The following is a 17,132-nucleotide window of genomic DNA, read 5'->3' on the forward strand; positions in this document are numbered from 1 at the left end:
CACAGACGTTACGTATGACCCTAGCTAACCAATTGACTCTGACCCGCCTGATTCTGATCCCTGTTTTCGTGGTGGTTTATTATTTACCTTTCCAGTGGAGTCACTTTGGCGCTGCAGCGGTATTTACCCTAGCGGCCATTACCGATTGGCTGGATGGCTATGTGGCCCGTAAATACGATCAAAGCACGCCACTTGGTGCTTTTATGGACCCGGTTGCAGATAAACTGATGGTGGCCGTTGCTGTGGTCATGCTGGTGGAGTACCACTCCCAGCCATTATTCACGATCGCTGCGGTAATCATTATTGGTCGTGAAATTGTGATCTCGGCGTTGCGTGAGTGGATGGCCGAGCTGGGTAAGCGCGCCAGTGTCGCGGTTTCCTATGTTGGCAAGATAAAAACCACGGTGCAGATGCTTTCGATCGGTTTGTTGCTGGCCTTCAGTCCGGATTGGTACGGTTGGTTGTACCACACCGGGTATGTCCTCTTTTATCTTGCTGCGGCTTTAACCCTGTGGTCTATGGTGATCTATCTGCGGGCGGCATGGCCGGACTTGATGGCTGATGAATGATCGATATGAGTCGCAGGTAACTAATTGATTTTAAAGCGCTCAAGCCAATCTGTGAGTTTTAAAATTTATCAGTTTTTTTACTTTTCGGCCTAGGAATCTCAATCGCTTTCCGTTAGAATCCTGCGCTTCTCAGGTGATGCGACATTCGCTCGTTAAACTTGCTGAAAAGGCGCGGTGGCAGAGTGGTCATGCAGCGGACTGCAACTCCGTGTACGCCGGTTCGATTCCGACCCGCGCCTCCACTTCTCTCTTCTCTGTTTCAAACTTTCTAGAGCAGGGCACCTGCCTCGGTGGTGGAATTGGTAGACGATGTGCAGGATGCACAAGTATCGCGATAGGCAGGAGCCGATAGCGACCACAGGTTTCAGCCCGGCGGGCTGATAAAAGTAGGGACCAAACCTACTATAAAAAAACATCCCGAATGCCTCGGTGGTGGAATTGGTAGACACAGGAGACTTAAAATCTCCCGAACGCAAGTTCGTGCCGGTTCAAGTCCGGCCCGAGGCACCATTGTTTGATTCCTTTAGTTTCCCTTTATAACAGATCTTTCATGGCGACAGTTTCGTCGGCCAATTGCTGTACATTCACGTCTTTGCCCTCGGTAATCAGGCGCTTGCTGAACATAAATTCCTGCGGTCGATTGACGCAATCGGCACTGATCAATTTGCCCTCTTTGAGATAAAACGCCGCAAAGCTGCGACCCTTGTCTTTATCGCCCCTCAGAATGACCTGGTCATAGCCCTGACTGAGCCCCGCTATTTGTAGTTTCAGATCAAATTGATCGGACCAGAACCAGGGTAGGGAACTATAGAGTTTCTCTTTGCCGCAGAGACTGGCAGCAGCACTTTTGGCCTGGTCAGTAGCATTTGGGACAGATTCAAGTCGCAAGCGAATATTGTAGATGGCATTAGGGTGGTTGGTAACATCGCCAGCTGCAACTATATCCGGGTCGTTGGTTCGGGCGTATTCATCTACCACAATACCATTGTTGACTTGCAGTCCTGCGGCTTCGGCGAGTTCTACGTTGGGAACGATGCCGACACCGATCACAACCAGATCTGCCGCAAAACTGCTGCCATCGGCACAGACTACTTTTTCTACCTGTTGGTTGCCTTCAAAGGCAGATACAGCGATGCCGGTTTTTATATTGACGCCTTCCTCGCTGTGGATGCGGGTATAAAATTCCGACAGTTCCGGGGCAGTTACTCGGGCCAATACTCTGGGCGCCATTTCCAGTACGGTGACGTCCATGCCTTGTTTTTTTAGGGATGCAGCCGTTTCCAAACCAATATACCCGCCACCGACAATGACGGCTTTTTTACCGGGGACAAGATGCTGCTGAATGGCTTCGATATCCTGCACGTTGCGCAGGTAGTGGATGCCTTTCAGTTCAACCCCGGGCAACGACACTGTGCGTACCCTGGAGCCGGTACAAAGCGCCAGTTTGTCATATACCAGAACTTCACCGTTGCTGAGCGTAACGGTTTTGTGGGCGCGATCAATGGACTCTACCCGTTGATTCAATTTGAAATGAATGTCGTTTTTCTCGTAGATGGGCGCCTTGCGAATCAGCAATTCATCGGCTTGCTTGTTGCCCGACAGAAAGTCTTTCGACAGTGGGGGGCGATGGTAGGGCAGGTAGGGCTCGTCTCCGATTACCTTAATGTCACCTTGCCAGCCTTCCTGGCGCAGAGAGGTAACCAGTTGTGCAGCTGCGTGACTGGCGCCGATAACGATGCATGTGTTGGTCATGGTTTGCTCGCAGTTTGTTTGTGTGAGGAAATTGGATGCTAGATTACGTAACTTTGAAAATAGTTGCGTAGTATTTTGGGCCAAATTTGTATCATTATCGTCCAGTCTGGACTATCATTTTCGTCCAGTTGTTTGAAAGTGGGAACCACAATGCAGCCTGATCAACTTGTTGCCAGTCAGCGTCAACACGCCATTGGTCATCAACTTAGAACTATTGAGATCAAACAGTTACAGCGCCTTGAGCAAGTTTTGGTCGAGGAGTTTTCATATATCGATCGCCAAGCGCTGGGGCATTACTGTGGTCTGGATAAGGCATGGTGGCTTCCCGAGTCCGGGTATGGTTTTGAAGAATATCTGCGACTCTTGAAACAGTTGCAGGTAAATGAAGTCCCCAATATTGCATTACGTCTGGCCCGGCGATTCAGAATTGACGATGCCGGTATTACCGGTTATGCGATGTTATCGAGTGCAACTCTGGAGCAGGGCCTGGAACTGAGTACCAAGATGTCGAGGCAAGTCTTTCGATACCTGAGCTTCGGCATGCGTACCCAGGATGATCTGGTCTTGATTGAATGCCATGTAGACCCTCTCGGCCTCGAGTTTTCACGGGCGTTACAGGAACTCTGGGTTGTGTATATGTGGAAAAATATCCAGGCACTCTTGCCAGATGGTGTGGCCGCTTGCCCCAGTTACGCCGTATTAAACTTCGACGCGCCAACTTATCAGTGGCAATACCAGCAAATACTGGGGTGCCGCGTTGAATTCAATAAAGAGCGCACGTTGCTCGCCATTCCGAGGCAGTGGCTGTTTATTGGCGTTAAAGGCAACAAGCTGGAAGCCCAAGGGGTTTACGATAGCCAGTCCCGTCGCCTGCTGAAAGATCATATTAATCACCAGGACATAGTGTCACGCCTGAAACGAGTGTTGATTGAGCATCCAGTCGAAAGCGGCTTTAGTCTGGAAAAAACAGCGCCTTTAATGTCGTTGTCGAGCAGGACACTTAGGCGTTATCTGAGTGATGCGGGTTCGACCTTTCGCCAGGTGGTTTTGCAGGTTCGTATGGAATTGGCCAAAGATTATTTGTTAAACACCGGACTCAGTATCCAGGAGATCGCCTATCAGTTGGGTTATGCCCAGCCGAATAATTTTCATCGGGCATTTAAGGCGTTTTATGGTTTGCCTCCTGAGGGTTTTCGCCTATCCCATGATGTGAATGCCACATTGAAGGTGCAATAAATTTGTAATTGTTACAGCAGGTATTGAGATGCCCAAGGGTGTAAAAAAACACAATCTTCCAGAGAAAACCTGTGTGGTCTGTAAAAGGCCATTCGCATGGCGAAAAAAATGGGAAAACGTATGGGAGGAAGTCAAATATTGCTCGGAAAAATGCAGAAAGAAGCGGTGATGAACAGAATTGATACCCTCATCGATTATGGTGCTGAGGGCATTATCGTTGGTGATGATTTCAGTGCATGGATGCGTTCCAATCACGCAGGTGAAACCGGCGCAGTGTGGATTTATTTTGGTGCAGGCTTGGCATTTTGGTCTGCAGAAATCAGGGCAATGGCTTTGCAGCACGGGGCAACTGAACGCCAGCATCTTTTGGTGATGGAACATTTGGTCCCAACAAGCCAGCGTAGTCATTTAATCTTTCTGTGGAAGGTGATGGGATTGGGTCTTGGGCTTTTGTCTGCGGCGTTTGGCTATAAAGCGTTTTGCCTCACGATCAGGGCCGTGGAAACTTTTGTTGAGGATCACTATCGCGAGCAAATTCAATATTTGAAAAAAGAGAATGCCAATCCCAAGCTGCTGAGGTTGCTAGAGCGGTGTTGTGAAGAAGAAGTCGACCACCAATTGGATGCTCATGACCGGGTTGATGGAGTGGAGCTGGGTTTTATTGGTCGGCTTTGGTCCAGTATTGTTAGTGGCGGTTCTGGATTGGCGGTTAAGGCGGCCAAGAAGTTTTAATTGGTTCGAGCTTCACCGGCGTATGCAGTTTCAAGGTAAGGATGCGGTGAATTAGCGGAGAAAATAGTTGCGGCTATAAAACAAAAAGCCTGTTTAAGAGACTGGTCGATAGCAGAGGGGGCAGGGATTGACTGCCAAAATGCTTTGGCATTTTGACACCCTCCGGGCACCTTCGGTGGTCTCAATTGCTGTGCAATTGATCGAACGAGGGTTTTCATCCAATACCCCAAGTCATCAAACGAAAAAGCCCGGCACTAGGCCGGGCTTTTTCGTTTGAATGATGGCGGTGGGGCAGGGATTCGAACCCTGGGAGGGCTACAAACCCTCAACGGTTTTCAAGACCGCCGCTTTCGACCACTCAGCCACCCCACCGGAAGATGCGAATTATACATGGCTTTTATTGCCGTACAAGCCATCTAAGCCATTATTTTTAATAATAAAAAAGCCCGCACACTGGGTGTACGGGCTGAGTTAAAAACGAGCAGAAGCTAACTTATTCTGCTGCTGTTTCAACCGCGTTTTGAGCCGCTTTTACAACCCGTGGGTCGTTGGCTGGGCGCTCCAGTTGGCGTGGGTTGCGAACAATCTGTGCCTCGGTGGCGGTATCCAGTGGTTGGCTCATATTGATGTTAATTGCCAGTGAACCGATTTCCAGACTTGTGACCGGTTTTGGGTTAACTCGCGGATCATTGGCCGGGCGATTGTAGGCAGGCTTTTCTACTGCAGATTTGGCAGCTTCTTTAACCTCCGCCTCTTCTGGCTTGGTCGCAGGCTCTGCTTGAGTAGAGGTCTTTTCTTCAGCTACTGGTGCCTTTTCTTCAGCAGTTGCGGGGGCTTTCACTTCCGCAGGCGTGTTGACCTCAGTGGCAGGCTCGGCCTTCACCTCTGGAGCAGGAGCTTCTGAAGTAACAGCTGCAGGTTGCTCAGCTTTGATCTCTTTGGCTTCAACAGGTGCTTCGGCTTTGGCTTCTTTTGCCTCCGCTGTCGCTTGCTTGGCAGGCTCAGCTTTTACAGCTTCTTGCTTGCTTTGCTGCTGTTGCTCGGCCGGTTGCTCTTGAGTTGGCTGCTGCTCGGTAGCAACTGCTTGATTGTCGCTGTTGCTTGGCTTGCGGTTACGGCTGCGATTGCGGCTGCGGTTATTGCGCGGCTTGGCTTCCTGCTGCTCAGGTGCAGCTGCAGCTTGGCTTTCTTTGGCGTCGATGGCATCTCCAACCTGCTGGTTCAGGTCTTCAATTTCATTGCCTTTGGTTGCCACATTCTGATCATCACGACGACCGCGACGACGTTCCTGAGGGCGTGCACGCTTGTTTGAAGGGCGCTTTGCTGGACGATCGGCGCTGTCTTCCTGGTTTGTAGTCTGAGATTTATCAGTTTGCTGGTTTTGCTGAGTCTTCTTTTGCTCATTGCGACGATTGTTTTGCTTGTCGTTGCGTGGCTTGTTATCGCCTTTGCCCTGACGTTGCTGGTCTTGCTGATTGTCGCGATTGTTCTGAGCTTTCTGCTGATTACGATTGTTGTCGCGCTGGTTGTCACGGTTGCCGTCGCGATTGTCACGGTTATTATCACGACGATTATTGCGACCACCGCGGTTGCGATTTTGAGGGTTATTGCGGTTGCGGTTGTTGCGGGTATTGCGTCGCTTATTGCCGCTTGGCTTTTTCTCTTCCTCTTGTTTTTTCTCTTCGCCACCGAACCAGGACTTCCAGAGTTTCGACCAGAAGCCATCTTCTTCAGCTTTTGGTGCTTCTTTCTTTGGTGTTGGTGCCGGAGCAGGTTGTGCTGGTGCCAGCTGCTGTACCGCCGGTTTTGGCAGTTCAACGGCCTCGGTTTTTACCAGTGCATCAGCGGCAGACTCTTCGCTAATCAGAGTGTTGATCTTGTAACTGGTTTCAAGGGTGCTGGCGTCATCGTCACGCAAGCGAACAACTTCAAAATGCGGAGTTACCATCTGCTCGTTAGGTACAATCACGACACGGGTGTCGTTGCGAGACTCGATGCTGGAGATGGCATTACGCTTTTCATTGAGCAGGTAGGTGGCAACCGGTACGGGCGTGATGGCGCGAATCTCGGCGCTGCGCTCTTTCAGGGCTTCTTCTTCTACCAGACGCAGAATCGACAGGGCGATGGACTTGGTACCGCGAATGGTGCCCTGACCACTACAGCGTGGGCATACTTTCGAGGTGGTTTCACCCAGAGAAGGACGCAGACGCTGACGTGACATTTCCAGCAGACCGAAACGGGAGATGCGGCCAACCTGAACTCGGGCGCGATCCATTGACAGAGCTTCGCGCATGCGTTTTTCCACTTCGCGTTGATTGCGCACTGGTTGCATGTCGATAAAGTCGATAACCACCAGACCGCCCATGTCACGCAGGCGCAATTGACGAGCAATTTCATCAGCCGCTTCAAGATTGGTTTGCAGAGCGGTTTCTTCGATGTCACTGCCTTTGGTGGCACGTGATGAGTTGATGTCGATAGAGATCAAAGCCTCAGTGACATCAATGACAATGGAGCCGCCGGAGGGCAGTTTCACTTCACGTTCGAAGGCCGTCTCGATCTGGCTTTCAATCTGATAACGATTGAACAGCGGAGTGGCATCCTCGTAGTACTTCACTTTGCTTTGATAGTTCGGCATTACCTGCTGAACAAAAGCCAACGCGAGATTATAGGCATCCATGTTGTCGACGATAACCTCGCCCACATCCGGGCGCAGGTAGTCGCGAATGGCGCGAATAATGACGTTACTTTCCTGAAACAGGAAGTGCGGTGCGCTCGAACTGTCGGCTTCGGTCTTAATGGCTGCCCACAATTGCAGCAGGTAGTTCAAATCCCACTGCAGTTCTTCGGCGCTGCGGCCTACACCGGCAGTGCGCACAATAACGCCCATGCCGGAAGGTACTTCGATTTTGGACAGAGCGTCACGCAGCTCCGCACGGTCTTCACCGTCAATGCGACGGGAGATACCACCAGCGCGGGGGTTGTTCGGCATCAGTACCAGATAGCGTCCTGCGAGGCTGATAAAGGTGGTCAGGGCTGCGCCCTTGTTGCCGCGCTCTTCCTTATCGACCTGAACGACCACTTCCTGGCCTTCTTTGACCACATCTTTGATCTTCAGGCGGCCTTCGCCGGAACCTGACTTGCTGAAGTATTCGCGGGAGATTTCTTTCAGAGGAAGGAAGCCGTGGCGCTCTGCACCGTAGTCAACAAAAGCGGCTTCGAGGCTGGGCTCGATGCGGGTAATTTTACCCTTGTAGATATTGGCTTTTTTCTGTTCGCGGGTGCGATTTTCGATATCCAGATCATAAAGCCATTGGCCATCTACCAAGGCAACGCGCAACTCTTCGGGTTGAGTTGCATTGATCAACATTCTTTTCATGTTTTTCCTGATTGTAATGGGCACACAGGCCGGGTCAGGCTTGGGAAAAGAAGTGAAGATCAGCCTCAGAGATACACTATGCTGCCCGTTATGAGCTCATAATGTCGGCTGTTGGGTGTTAAAAGGGGTACGGGGCCAATTGTGGCCTTACCTTTGAGCGCCTGTCGATCAGGCCCTTAAATCACCATGTACTCAGATCAGGCAGCATTAAAGGGTGCCGCTGATGTGTCTTTTGCAAACTTCATGGCAGCAGAGATCCAGAGATTGGATATATCTTGTTAGGACAAGATGGCCGTGCTGCCAGCTATAAATTTGTTTAAATTAGAGCATCTTTTAAATGTGACCCCGGCCGAATAATCTTCAGCTTGCTCTTTTGGAGCTGAACCGGGGGCACAAGTTACATTCTTTTCTTGCGACCTTTGCGGCAATGTATGCAATTGTCGGTTTGGATCACGCGTGGCGGTTTGTTGGCCAAATCGGGTGATCGGTGTTCGTTATCGCGGTATTTCCTAGTGGCACGCCTCAGATTCTTTACGTTCCCGGAAACCAGTCCGTATAACGGCTTGGAATATAGCAATTTCAGGGGCTTACTTCAATTTTCTATTGCGTTTAAAGGGCTTTATTTCAGGTATTTTGCAGTGATTTTTATGCATTGCGGGTATAATCCCGCGCCATGAGCCAAACGCAATCAAAATCAGACCAGCCCGGGAGCCATCAGAAGGTCCAATTTGTGGAAATTCCTTCTGATCGTGAGGGGCAAAGAATCGATAATTTCCTAAGTACCCAGCTAAAAGGCGTACCAAAATCACGCATATACCGTATTTTGCGCAAAGGTGAGGTCAGGGTTAACAAGGCCCGGGTCAAGCCCGAGTACAAGTTAAAAGCCGGGGATCTGGTTCGAATACCGCCGGTGCGTGTGGCCGATGCCAAAGAGGCTCCAAAACCCAGTCAGCAATTGGCAGAATTGATCGAGGCTTCAGTGCTGTATGAGGACAAAAAGCTGATGATCATCAACAAACCTTCGGGTTTGGCGGTACATGGCGGCAGTGGTATCAATCTCGGTTTGATTGAAACCTTGCGCCAGGTAAGACCACAGGAGCACTTTCTGGAGTTGGTGCATCGCCTTGATCGCGATACGTCAGGGTGCATTATGGTGGCCAAGCGCCGCAGTATGCTGCGCTATCTGCATGAGCAGTTGCGTGAAGGCAGGGTGCAAAAGTTTTATCACGCACTGGTTGAAGGCCGCTGGCCCAATCGCCGCAAAGAAGTTAATGCACCACTGAAAAAGAATGAGCTGCGCAGCGGCGAACGCATGGTGCGTGTCGATGAGTCGGGTAAGGCTTCGCGAACCCAGTTTCGGGTGTTGCAGCGATTTTCCGACTGCACCCTGGTCGAAGCCAAGCCTATTACCGGTCGAACCCACCAAATTCGTGTCCACGCCCAGTATGCAGGTCATGGTCTGGTGGGCGATCCGAAATATGGCAGTGATGAATTTAATCGGCAGATGAAAGAACGAGGCTTTAACCGCCTGTTCTTACACGCAGCTGCACTGGAGGTCAGATTGCCGGACGCCGCCAAGCCGTTATTTGTCGAGGCGCCGCTGGATTTACGGCTGCAACAAGCCATGGACCGATTGGACAAGAGTTAGATGCTGTTTATCTTTGACTGGGACGGTACCTTGAGTGACTCAACCGCAAAAATAACCGGTGCCATGCAGTCGGCCATGGATGATCTGGGACACCCTGTATTGGCGACTGAGCAGGTAAAAAGCATTATTGGCCTGGGTTTGCCTGAAGCGGTACGTACTTTGATTCCAGGTATTGATGAGCCGGGTATTCAGGCCATGCGCAGCCGTTATGTGTATCACTTTGAGGAGGTGGATCCGACACCACCACCGCTTTACCCTACGGCGCTGGAAACCCTCGAAGGGCTGTTAAATCGTGGGCACCAGATTGCCATTGCCACGGGTAAAAGTCGTCGGGGGCTCAACAAGGTTCTGGCAGAACTTGAACTTACCGATTTGTTCCACGCCAGTCGCTGTGCTGACGAAACCGCATCCAAGCCACACCCGAGAATGCTGCAGGAATTGTTGCAGGAGTTTCAAGTACCGGCAGCTGATGCGGTTATGATCGGCGATACGGCATTTGACCTTGAGATGGCTCAGAATGCTGCCATGAGGAGTGTGGCGGTTGATTATGGTGCTCACCCTCTGGACAGATTGATGCCCTACAAACCGATAATGTGCATCTCGAAAATGCGCGAATTATTGGATTTTCCCTGTTCGTGATCAGTTTTTAAGGTTGATCATTACTCAATAAACCCGTTCAACCATCAGATACAGATTGCCGCTGCTTGCAACATTGCTGCTGTAATGCCGATTGAGGCTGGTTTCTCTTTGATTGTCCTGCTGCCCCAGGCCTCCCACCTGTATCCATTCCCCGAGCCGTCCACGCACTGTTCCCTGATAACCCTGAGTATTGATTTGCCGGTTATTGCCAAGGGATTGTTTCTGAGTAGACAGCGACAGCACAACGTAATCATCGTTTGACAATTGTGGTACCACATAGAAGCCTGAGATAACCGGTTTGTAATCCCGGGTTACACCGACGTTGTCGTAGGCATCCCAGATGATCAGACTCGACACCGGCACTTCTTTACCAATGTGAATGTAGGCGGGATAACCTTCCGTTGCCCGCACCTGCTGTTGAGCGTTGTTGCTATTGAGTGATGAGTTGCGATGAACGATGACTTTACTGGAGCTGCGACGGGTTTCGCTGTGGATGGTGACACCATCTCGGTTGGTGCTGCGCTTGATGGTCGGGGTTGATGTGACATTCGGCCCCTGATGTTCAAACCCGGTTTCATATTGTCGGATATTGGATTGGTTGCCGCTTCTGACGGAAATACGAAATTGAGCCAGCGGGGTGTCGAGTTCCTCAATCAACGTCTTAAGTTGCAATATGTCACTGGGGCTGGCCTTGATGATCAGCTTATTGCCCACTGCTGAAAGAGAGGTGTTGCCGGAGGTCAAAGGTTGCAGGGAGGGGATCAAACTCTCCGCAGGGCGGTGCTTGAGGGGAATGATTTCCATGTGGCGGTCGTCGGCCTGAGCCTGTGACGTTAACATCAGTAAGACAAGCAACCATACCGGTAACAACCGGGTTTGGCAGAGTTTATGGGGCATAATCGGCCTCGCTAGAGTCGAAAATTCATCAAGTCCGGAATGTCTGTACTTTGACGCTCCCAGAGGGTGTTGAATTCTTCAAGCAAATTTTGCGCCTCAGGACGGGCGCTGCTATTGAAAAACCCCTGATAACTGTCACGGTCATGGCGCAGCAACAGTGAATCGCGGTCGGCGATAACGTAGTTGATGGCGTTGTCCTGTGGCGGATGGGTTGCCCGTCTGATATTGATTTTGCTGGGTAAGCGCTTGGCTATATCCAGCAGCAGGCAGCGTTGCGACGTTATATTGCGGGTGTTTTTCAGCAGTATTCGAACCCGGGCTTTCGGGTGTTGACGAACCATGTGACTGAGGTTGTCGATAAAGGCTGGGTCATTGAACAGGTTGAGATCGAGCTGATCGAACAGCAGGTCGAGCTCTTTAACCGATTTGCCGGTTATCAATTGCAAATACTTTTGAAAGCTTTCAAGACCCTCGAGCAGGGTCAGTGTCGCACAGCTTTCGGAAGGAGTTTCCATGGCTTATCGCCTGTCGTTTAAACGTCAGGGTAAAGAATATCATTTTCCAGAAAAAAGCCTATCAAATCCGAATCTTCAGAATTGAGGTAGAGATCCTGCAGTTGCAGCCCTGAAATTTCACTGTGATCGCCCAATAATCGCGCCAGAGTTGGGCTGACTGAAAACTGTTCGCCGTTGATAAACAGCAATGCCTGATCAGAGCCATGGATACTGTAGGCAAATCGCATCTGCGGGTTTCTGCGATAGGGAATGGGTTGTATCTCGAGAGGCGGAAGGTCTTCAAGCTCTGAAAAACCGTCTGACGGCTCTTTAGGGGTGGTCATGTATCGACCAAACCACTGACGGATTGCGGCGGTATCGGACAATTTACTGGTTAGGATCGCTTTGACCTGTTCAATGGCCTGTTCAGAGATTTCGCCACAATTCGGGTTGAAGTCAAAGCCGGCGTCGCCAAAACGGTCATCCTCAGTCAGCTCGCTGAGTTGTTCTTCCATAAAATCGGTCAGCAGGTCAGCGTGGCTGGGGGCGCGAAATCCCACAGAAAAGGTCATGCAGTCATCGCCCACCGCCTGACCAAGATGAGCCAGTTGGGGCGGTAGATAAAGCATATCACCGGGTTCCAGAACCCAGTCGTCTGTGCGGTGAAACTCCTGCAGAATATGCAGCTCAGTGCCTTCGAGGCAGGGGCTTTGTTGATTGCACATCTGACCAATTTGCCAGTGACGCTTACCCTGTGCCTGCAGTAAAAATACATCGTACTGATCGTAGTGTGGGCCAACACTGCCGCCATCGGTGGCGTAGCTGATCATGATGTCATCGAGTCGCCAGTTGGGGATGAAGCGAAAGTGATCCAACAGCTCGGCGATTTCCGGCAGCCATTGATCTACCGACTGAACCAGCAGAGTCCATTGGGATTTGGGCAGTTGGCTGAAGACGGTTTCGTCAAAAGGCCCGCGCAGCAATTCCCATGGAGTTTTGCCGTGCTCAATGATGATGCGAGATTCAATCTCGTCTTCCAGTGCCAATCCGGCCAGTTCATCGGCTGAGATGGGGGATTGGTAGTCGGGAAACGCCTGGCGGATCAACAAGGGCTTCTGTTGCCAGTAATCCTTGATAAAGGTTTCGACAGGAATGTTGCCGAGATGGGTAAGCTGGGTCATAAGAGTGTAGTGCGCCATTCCTGTGGACAGGAATGACGCGGCAAGATCAAAGATCTTTCGCTTGCGCGATGGCGTTGCCGATGTAGTTCTCGGGAGTCAGGTCACGCATGGCCTGCTTGGCGTTTTCAGGTACATTCAGCGTTTCCACGAATTTTTCGATCACTTCACGGCTGATGGCCTGACCGCGGGTCAAGGCTTTCAGTTTCTCGTAAGGCTCTTCGATATTGTAACGACGCATGATGGTCTGAATCGGCTCAGCCAGAACTTCCCAGCTGTTATCCAGATCTTCAGCCAGGCGAGGGCGGTTGATTTCCAATTTGCCAATGCCTTTCATGGTGGCGGCATAGGCGATGGCACTGTAGCCAAAGCCCACGCCCATATTGCGCAGTACTGTGGAGTCGGTGAGGTCGCGCTGCCAACGGGATACGGGCAGTTTGGCCGCCATGTGGCCGAAAACGGCATTAGCCAACCCCAGGTTGCCCTCGGAATTTTCGAAGTCGATCGGGTTAACCTTATGCGGCATGGTGGAGGAACCCACTTCGCCGGCAATGGTTTTCTGTTTGAAGTAGCCCATGGAGATGTAGCCCCAGACATCGCGATCAAAGTCGATCAGGATGGTGTTAAAGCGGGCAATGGCATCAAACAGCTCAGCGATGTAATCGTGAGGTTCAATTTGAGTGGTGTAAGGGTTCCAGGTCAGGCCGAGGCTAGTAACAAAGGTTTTGGCGTTGGCTTGCCAGTCAACATCCGGATAGGCCGACAGGTGGGCGTTGTAGTTGCCCACGGCACCATTGATTTTGCCCAGAAGCTCAACCTGCTTGACCTGTTGCAGCTGACGGCGCAGGCGAGCTACGACGTTGGCCATTTCCTTACCTACGGTAGAAGGAGAGGCTGTTTGACCGTGGGTGCGAGACAGCATGGAGTCTTCGGCGTATTCGCTGGCCAGACCGGCAATGGCGTCAACGATGGCTTGCATTTGCGGTACCAGTACATCATCGCGACCCTGCTTGAGCATCAGGCCATGAGACAGGTTGTTGATGTCTTCGGAGGTGCAGGCGAAGTGAACAAATTCCATCACGGCTTCCAATTCGGCATTGCCTTTGAATTGATCCTTGATGAAGTATTCCACCGCTTTTACATCGTGATTGGTGACGCTTTCAATTTCTTTGATCTTGGTGGCGCCGGCTTCGTTAAAATCACTGACAATTTTGTCCAGTTGAGCGTTGGTGGCTTCAGAAAATGCCGGAACTTCAGCGATTTCAGGGTGGGCAGCCAGACGCTGCAACCAGCGAATTTCAACTTCGACTCGACAGCGGATCAGGCCATATTCACTGAACACTTCTCTGAGATCGGCGGTTTTGCTGCCGTAGCGACCATCAATGGGAGAAACAGCGGTAAGGGCGGAAAGGTTCATAGGGGACACTCTCACGGTAGTAAACAGTTAAGGAATAGGGCGCTGGCGCCGGATGGCGCGCATCATACCGGAAACCGAAAGGGATTTCAGGCCCTTAGCAGGGAAATCAGGGTTTGGGGATTTTTAAGCCTGCGCCCGGATGGCGTGCAGCAGTCGTTCGGCTTCCTGGGCTATGCGCTTGCGTTGCAGAATCATCTGAAACCGGGTGCCACCCACCTGCCGCCAATGAGTGGCGGAGCGCACGCCGGCAAACAGCAGGGCGCGCACCTGATTGGCAATACGATTTTGTTGAAGGTAACTGAAATCACCCATGACCTGAATTCTGAATTTGAAGGTGCTGATGGTCTCGGTGTAGATATCAGCGAGGCTGGCCATGACATTTTCATGGCAGGGGCCAAAGTGCTCTGCCTGATGGCTGGTCTGTTGAATTCGGTTGGAGATGACTTTGAGCATATCCTGTCGACCCTGCAACTTCTTTTGTAAATGCTGCAGCCCCAGTACATAGCGCAGAATATCTCCGTGGGATTGGTGACGCTGGGTGGCCAGGGTGTCAATGATGGCTTTCAGGCCTACTTCCAGATTGGCTGGGCTGCCGCCATAGACCGCGATGGTGTCGTCCGGTGATGTGACAAAAAGGCTTTGGATCAGGGTTTGTTGGGCTTCCGTGGGCAGGTAGCCGGTTTTGGCGATCTGATCGACCAGAGTGGCAGACTGAAAAACGCCCGCCAGAGCCAGGGTGATATCCGTCCAGTTTTTGCTCACATCGACTCCTTAATTCTGATGTGTGACCCGGTTGTAATGCAGTGCGTGCTGGTTGAGTTGGTGAGTTATTAAAGTAGCTCAGCCAAAGTTAGTACGACAATATTACGAGTTTAGTTTGACGCCTGTTCAATAACCGCGCCACCCAGACATTGGTCGCCCAGATAAAAAACCGCCGATTGCCCCGGTGTGATGGCCCTTTGTGGCTCATCAAAAACCACTTGCAGTTGCTCATCGTCAAGTATTTGAACTTCACAAGCCTGATCCGGTTGGCGGTATCGGGTTTTGGCCATGCACCGGAATATCTTGTCCTTAGGCTCACCATTGATCCAGTGGGCTTGGGAACAGGTCATGGTTTGCTTGAATAATTTCGGGTGGTTGCTGCCCTGAACTACCAGTAGCTGGTTATTTTCCAGATCTTTTTCAGCAACATACCAAGGGTGTTCGCCGGCGCCCTTGATGCCGCCAATACCGAGCCCCTGGCGCTGGCCAATGGTGTGGTACATCAGGCCTGCGTGCTTGCCCAAAACGGTTCCCTCCTCAGTGACGATATCACCAGGCTGGGCGGGAAGATACTGTTCCAGAAAGTCCTTAAAACGACGTTCCCCGATAAAGCAGATACCGGTACTGTCTTTCTTGTCGCTGGTAATTAAATCGTGTTCAGCGGCAATTGCCCGGACTTCGGGTTTATCCATTTTGCCAACAGGAAATAATGAGCGGGCAAATTCCTCTTCTCCAACAGCGTGGAGGAAATAACTCTGATCCTTGTTGTTATCCATCCCTTTCATCAGGTGAGTGCGTCCATTGCGGTCCTCGCGGCGCACGTAATGGCCTGTAGCGATATAGTCAGCTCCAAGAATCTGGGCGTATTCAAGAAACACTTTAAATTTGATTTCCCGGTTACAGAGGATGTCCGGGTTGGGGGTACGCCCGGCCTGATATTCCTGTAAAAAGTGCTCAAATACATTGTCCCAGTATTCGGCGGCAAAGTTGGCTGTGTGCAGTTTTATGCCCAGCTTGTCAGATACCTGCTGGGCATCGTTGAGATCGGTTTGCGCCGTGCAGTATTCGGTGCCGTCATCCTCATCCCAGTTTTTCATAAACAGACCTTCCACCTGATACCCCTGTTGGAGTAACAGTAGCGCTGTTACAGAGGAGTCGACACCGCCGGACATGCCAACAATGACTTTGGTGTCGGCCGGGTTGTGGGGAAGATCGCGGTTGTTCATGGGGTTGGAAATCTCTGCCTGAGTAAAAGGGCGTGCATTCTACCTGTGCTCATAAAGCATGGCCAAGGGGTACGTCTGCCCTTGGCGCACATCGTTGATGACTTTCAAGACAATGGGGCTGCGCATTTGTTCGCTTTTTTCCAGCAGCTCTTCATAGCTGAGCCAAACCGCCTCATGAATATCCGGGTCCAGTGCGCGTTCAGGGTGGTGTCTGACAGGCTTGGCAATGAGGGTGGTTCTCAGGTAGCTGATGCCATTGGGAGCGTGGTACATACTGATGCCGGCAATGGCTGTGGGCTCCACCAACCAGGCGGTTTCTTCCAGCGTTTCGCGTATGGCGGCATCGATGATGTGCTCTCCATTTTCAATGTGACCGGCTGGTTGGTTGTATACCCATTTGTTATCCCGGTGCTCGTGTACCATCAGATAGCGACCCTCCTGTTCCACCACCGTGGCAACAGTAGGGTGTGGTAGGTTTTCTCTGGTCATCTTGTTCTCTTTTGTCGGGTAGATGGCTTGCGCTTGGCCCTGTGGCTGGCGGTGCTGGTTTTTCTGTTAGGTTTTTTAGGACGCGGTCTGCCTGCTGCAACGGGCTCACTTAATTCCGTCACAAAATATTCACCGGGTTGCAATCTGCCTATGCTCAAATCGCCCACGCTGACGCGAATCAGGCGCAGGGTCGGATAGCCAATGGCTGCGGTCATTCTGCGTACCTGTCGGTTGCGACCTTCATTGATTTTGATTTCCAGCCACTGGGTGGGGATGTTTTTACGCTCGCGAATGGGAGGGCTGCGTTCCCATAGTTTTTCGGGTGGCGCCATCAGTTTGGCTTTGGCTGGTTTGGTTGGTCCATCCTTGAGCTCCAGACCATTTCTGAGGCTGGCAAGATCACTGTCAGTGGGTGTGCCTTCCACCTGAACCCAGTAGGTTTTCCAGGTTTTTTTGGAGGGGTGAGCCAGTTGATGCTGCAGGGCGCCGGAATTGGTTAGCACCAGTAGCCCTTCGGAGTCATAGTCCAGCCGGCCTGCGGGGTAGAAGCCGGGTTGGTCTGGTAAATACTGTTTCAGAGTGGCCCTGTTTTCAGCGTCCTGAAACTGGCTCAGCACCCGAAAAGGCTTATTAATCAGGATAATATTAGACATAAGTATAAATGATGTGACTTTTTATTGCCTGTACTGTAGCGCGGACTAATGGTAGTATCCGCCC

The 17,132-nt window shown here is 51.3% G+C and carries 16 protein-coding genes and 3 tRNA genes; 8 read left to right on the forward strand and 11 right to left on the reverse strand.

Features of this window, described 5'->3' with window-relative positions; all coding sequences use genetic code 11:
• Positions 1–14: 14 nt before the first annotated feature.
• The 3 genes from pgsA (at position 15) to ACPXV9_RS14685 (ending at position 1,079) form a co-directional block, all read left to right on the forward strand.
• Positions 15–569 carry a CDP-diacylglycerol--glycerol-3-phosphate 3-phosphatidyltransferase gene (pgsA, locus tag ACPXV9_RS14675; protein WP_423898584.1) on the forward strand — a complete coding sequence of 185 codons (555 nt, stop codon included), beginning with the start codon at positions 15–17 and terminating at the stop codon, positions 567–569.
• Between the two features lie 168 nt (positions 570–737).
• A tRNA-Cys gene (locus ACPXV9_RS14680) sits at positions 738–811 on the forward strand.
• 181 nt (positions 812–992) lie between these two features.
• A tRNA-Leu gene (locus ACPXV9_RS14685) sits at positions 993–1,079 on the forward strand.
• Between the two features lie 24 nt (positions 1,080–1,103).
• Here the strand turns inward: ACPXV9_RS14685 and ACPXV9_RS14690 are convergent.
• On the reverse strand, positions 1,104–2,321 hold the full coding sequence (locus tag ACPXV9_RS14690; protein ID WP_423898587.1) for an NAD(P)/FAD-dependent oxidoreductase: 1,218 nt from the start codon (positions 2,319–2,321) through the stop codon (positions 1,104–1,106).
• Between the two features lie 150 nt (positions 2,322–2,471).
• Here ACPXV9_RS14690 and ACPXV9_RS14695 point away from each other — a divergent pair, with 150 nt between their 5' ends.
• From ACPXV9_RS14695 to ACPXV9_RS14705, 3 genes are all read left to right on the forward strand, one after another.
• Positions 2,472–3,557: a helix-turn-helix domain-containing protein gene (locus ACPXV9_RS14695; protein ID WP_423898589.1), complete on the forward strand. Its 1,086-nt coding sequence runs from the start codon at positions 2,472–2,474 to the stop codon at positions 3,555–3,557.
• A 28-nt stretch (positions 3,558–3,585) separates the two neighbouring features.
• The gene (locus tag ACPXV9_RS14700) at positions 3,586–3,726 is read left to right on the forward strand and encodes a DUF2256 domain-containing protein (RefSeq protein ID WP_423898591.1); all 141 of its coding nucleotides are present in this window, start codon (positions 3,586–3,588) and stop codon (positions 3,724–3,726) included.
• 71 nt (positions 3,727–3,797) lie between these two features.
• Positions 3,798–4,289 (forward strand): demethoxyubiquinone hydroxylase family protein, encoded by a 492-nt coding sequence (locus ACPXV9_RS14705; RefSeq protein WP_423898656.1) that lies wholly within the window; start codon positions 3,798–3,800, stop codon positions 4,287–4,289.
• A gap of 281 nt (positions 4,290–4,570) precedes the next feature.
• On the opposite strand, the gene ACPXV9_RS14710 is transcribed toward ACPXV9_RS14705, so the two are convergent.
• Positions 4,571–4,661: transfer RNA gene (locus tag ACPXV9_RS14710), tRNA-Ser, on the reverse strand.
• Positions 4,662–4,782: 121 nt separating this feature from the next.
• Positions 4,783–7,665, reverse strand: a complete 2,883-nt coding sequence (gene rne, locus ACPXV9_RS14715) for a ribonuclease E (RefSeq protein WP_423898593.1) — start codon at positions 7,663–7,665, stop codon at positions 4,783–4,785.
• Positions 7,666–8,338: 673 nt separating this feature from the next.
• Between rne and rluC the strand changes: the two genes are divergently transcribed.
• A complete protein-coding gene (rluC, locus tag ACPXV9_RS14720) occupies positions 8,339–9,313 on the forward strand; it encodes a 23S rRNA pseudouridine(955/2504/2580) synthase RluC (protein ID WP_423898595.1) in 975 nt (324 codons plus the stop codon).
• The gene (locus tag ACPXV9_RS14725; RefSeq protein ID WP_423898596.1) at positions 9,314–9,952 is read left to right on the forward strand and encodes an HAD family hydrolase; all 639 of its coding nucleotides are present in this window, start codon (positions 9,314–9,316) and stop codon (positions 9,950–9,952) included.
• Positions 9,953–9,976: 24 nt separating this feature from the next.
• Here ACPXV9_RS14725 and ACPXV9_RS14730 read toward each other — a convergent pair whose 3' ends face one another.
• The 8 genes from ACPXV9_RS14730 to ACPXV9_RS14765 form a co-directional block, all read right to left on the reverse strand.
• Complete coding sequence (locus ACPXV9_RS14730) at positions 9,977–10,849, reverse strand: secretin N-terminal domain-containing protein (protein ID WP_423898599.1); 873 nt, start codon at positions 10,847–10,849, stop codon at positions 9,977–9,979.
• Positions 10,850–10,860: 11 nt separating this feature from the next.
• Positions 10,861–11,364: a hypothetical protein gene (locus tag ACPXV9_RS14735; protein WP_423898601.1), complete on the reverse strand. Its 504-nt coding sequence runs from the start codon at positions 11,362–11,364 to the stop codon at positions 10,861–10,863.
• Positions 11,365–11,381: 17 nt separating this feature from the next.
• A complete protein-coding gene (locus ACPXV9_RS14740) occupies positions 11,382–12,524 on the reverse strand; it encodes a JmjC domain-containing protein (protein WP_423898604.1) in 1,143 nt (380 codons plus the stop codon).
• Between the two features lie 46 nt (positions 12,525–12,570).
• Positions 12,571–13,938: an adenylosuccinate lyase gene (gene purB / locus ACPXV9_RS14745; RefSeq protein WP_423898605.1), complete on the reverse strand. Its 1,368-nt coding sequence runs from the start codon at positions 13,936–13,938 to the stop codon at positions 12,571–12,573.
• A gap of 123 nt (positions 13,939–14,061) precedes the next feature.
• Positions 14,062–14,700 (reverse strand): high frequency lysogenization protein HflD, encoded by a 639-nt coding sequence (gene hflD / locus ACPXV9_RS14750; RefSeq protein WP_423898607.1) that lies wholly within the window; start codon positions 14,698–14,700, stop codon positions 14,062–14,064.
• A 110-nt stretch (positions 14,701–14,810) separates the two neighbouring features.
• Positions 14,811–15,926, reverse strand: coding sequence for a tRNA 2-thiouridine(34) synthase MnmA (gene mnmA / locus ACPXV9_RS14755; protein ID WP_423898609.1), 1,116 nt, complete (start codon positions 15,924–15,926; stop codon positions 14,811–14,813).
• Positions 15,927–15,965: 39 nt separating this feature from the next.
• Positions 15,966–16,415, reverse strand: coding sequence for an NUDIX hydrolase (locus tag ACPXV9_RS14760; protein ID WP_423898611.1), 450 nt, complete (start codon positions 16,413–16,415; stop codon positions 15,966–15,968).
• A complete protein-coding gene (locus ACPXV9_RS14765) occupies positions 16,412–17,068 on the reverse strand; it encodes a pseudouridine synthase (protein WP_423898614.1) in 657 nt (218 codons plus the stop codon). Before ACPXV9_RS14765 ends, ACPXV9_RS14760 begins: the two co-directional genes overlap by 4 nt.
• Positions 17,069–17,132: the final 64 nt, after the last annotated feature.

It is taken from the genome of Candidatus Pelagadaptatus aseana, assembly GCF_040362265.1.
GTDB lineage: Bacteria > Pseudomonadota > Gammaproteobacteria > Pseudomonadales > Cellvibrionaceae > Pelagadaptatus > Pelagadaptatus aseana.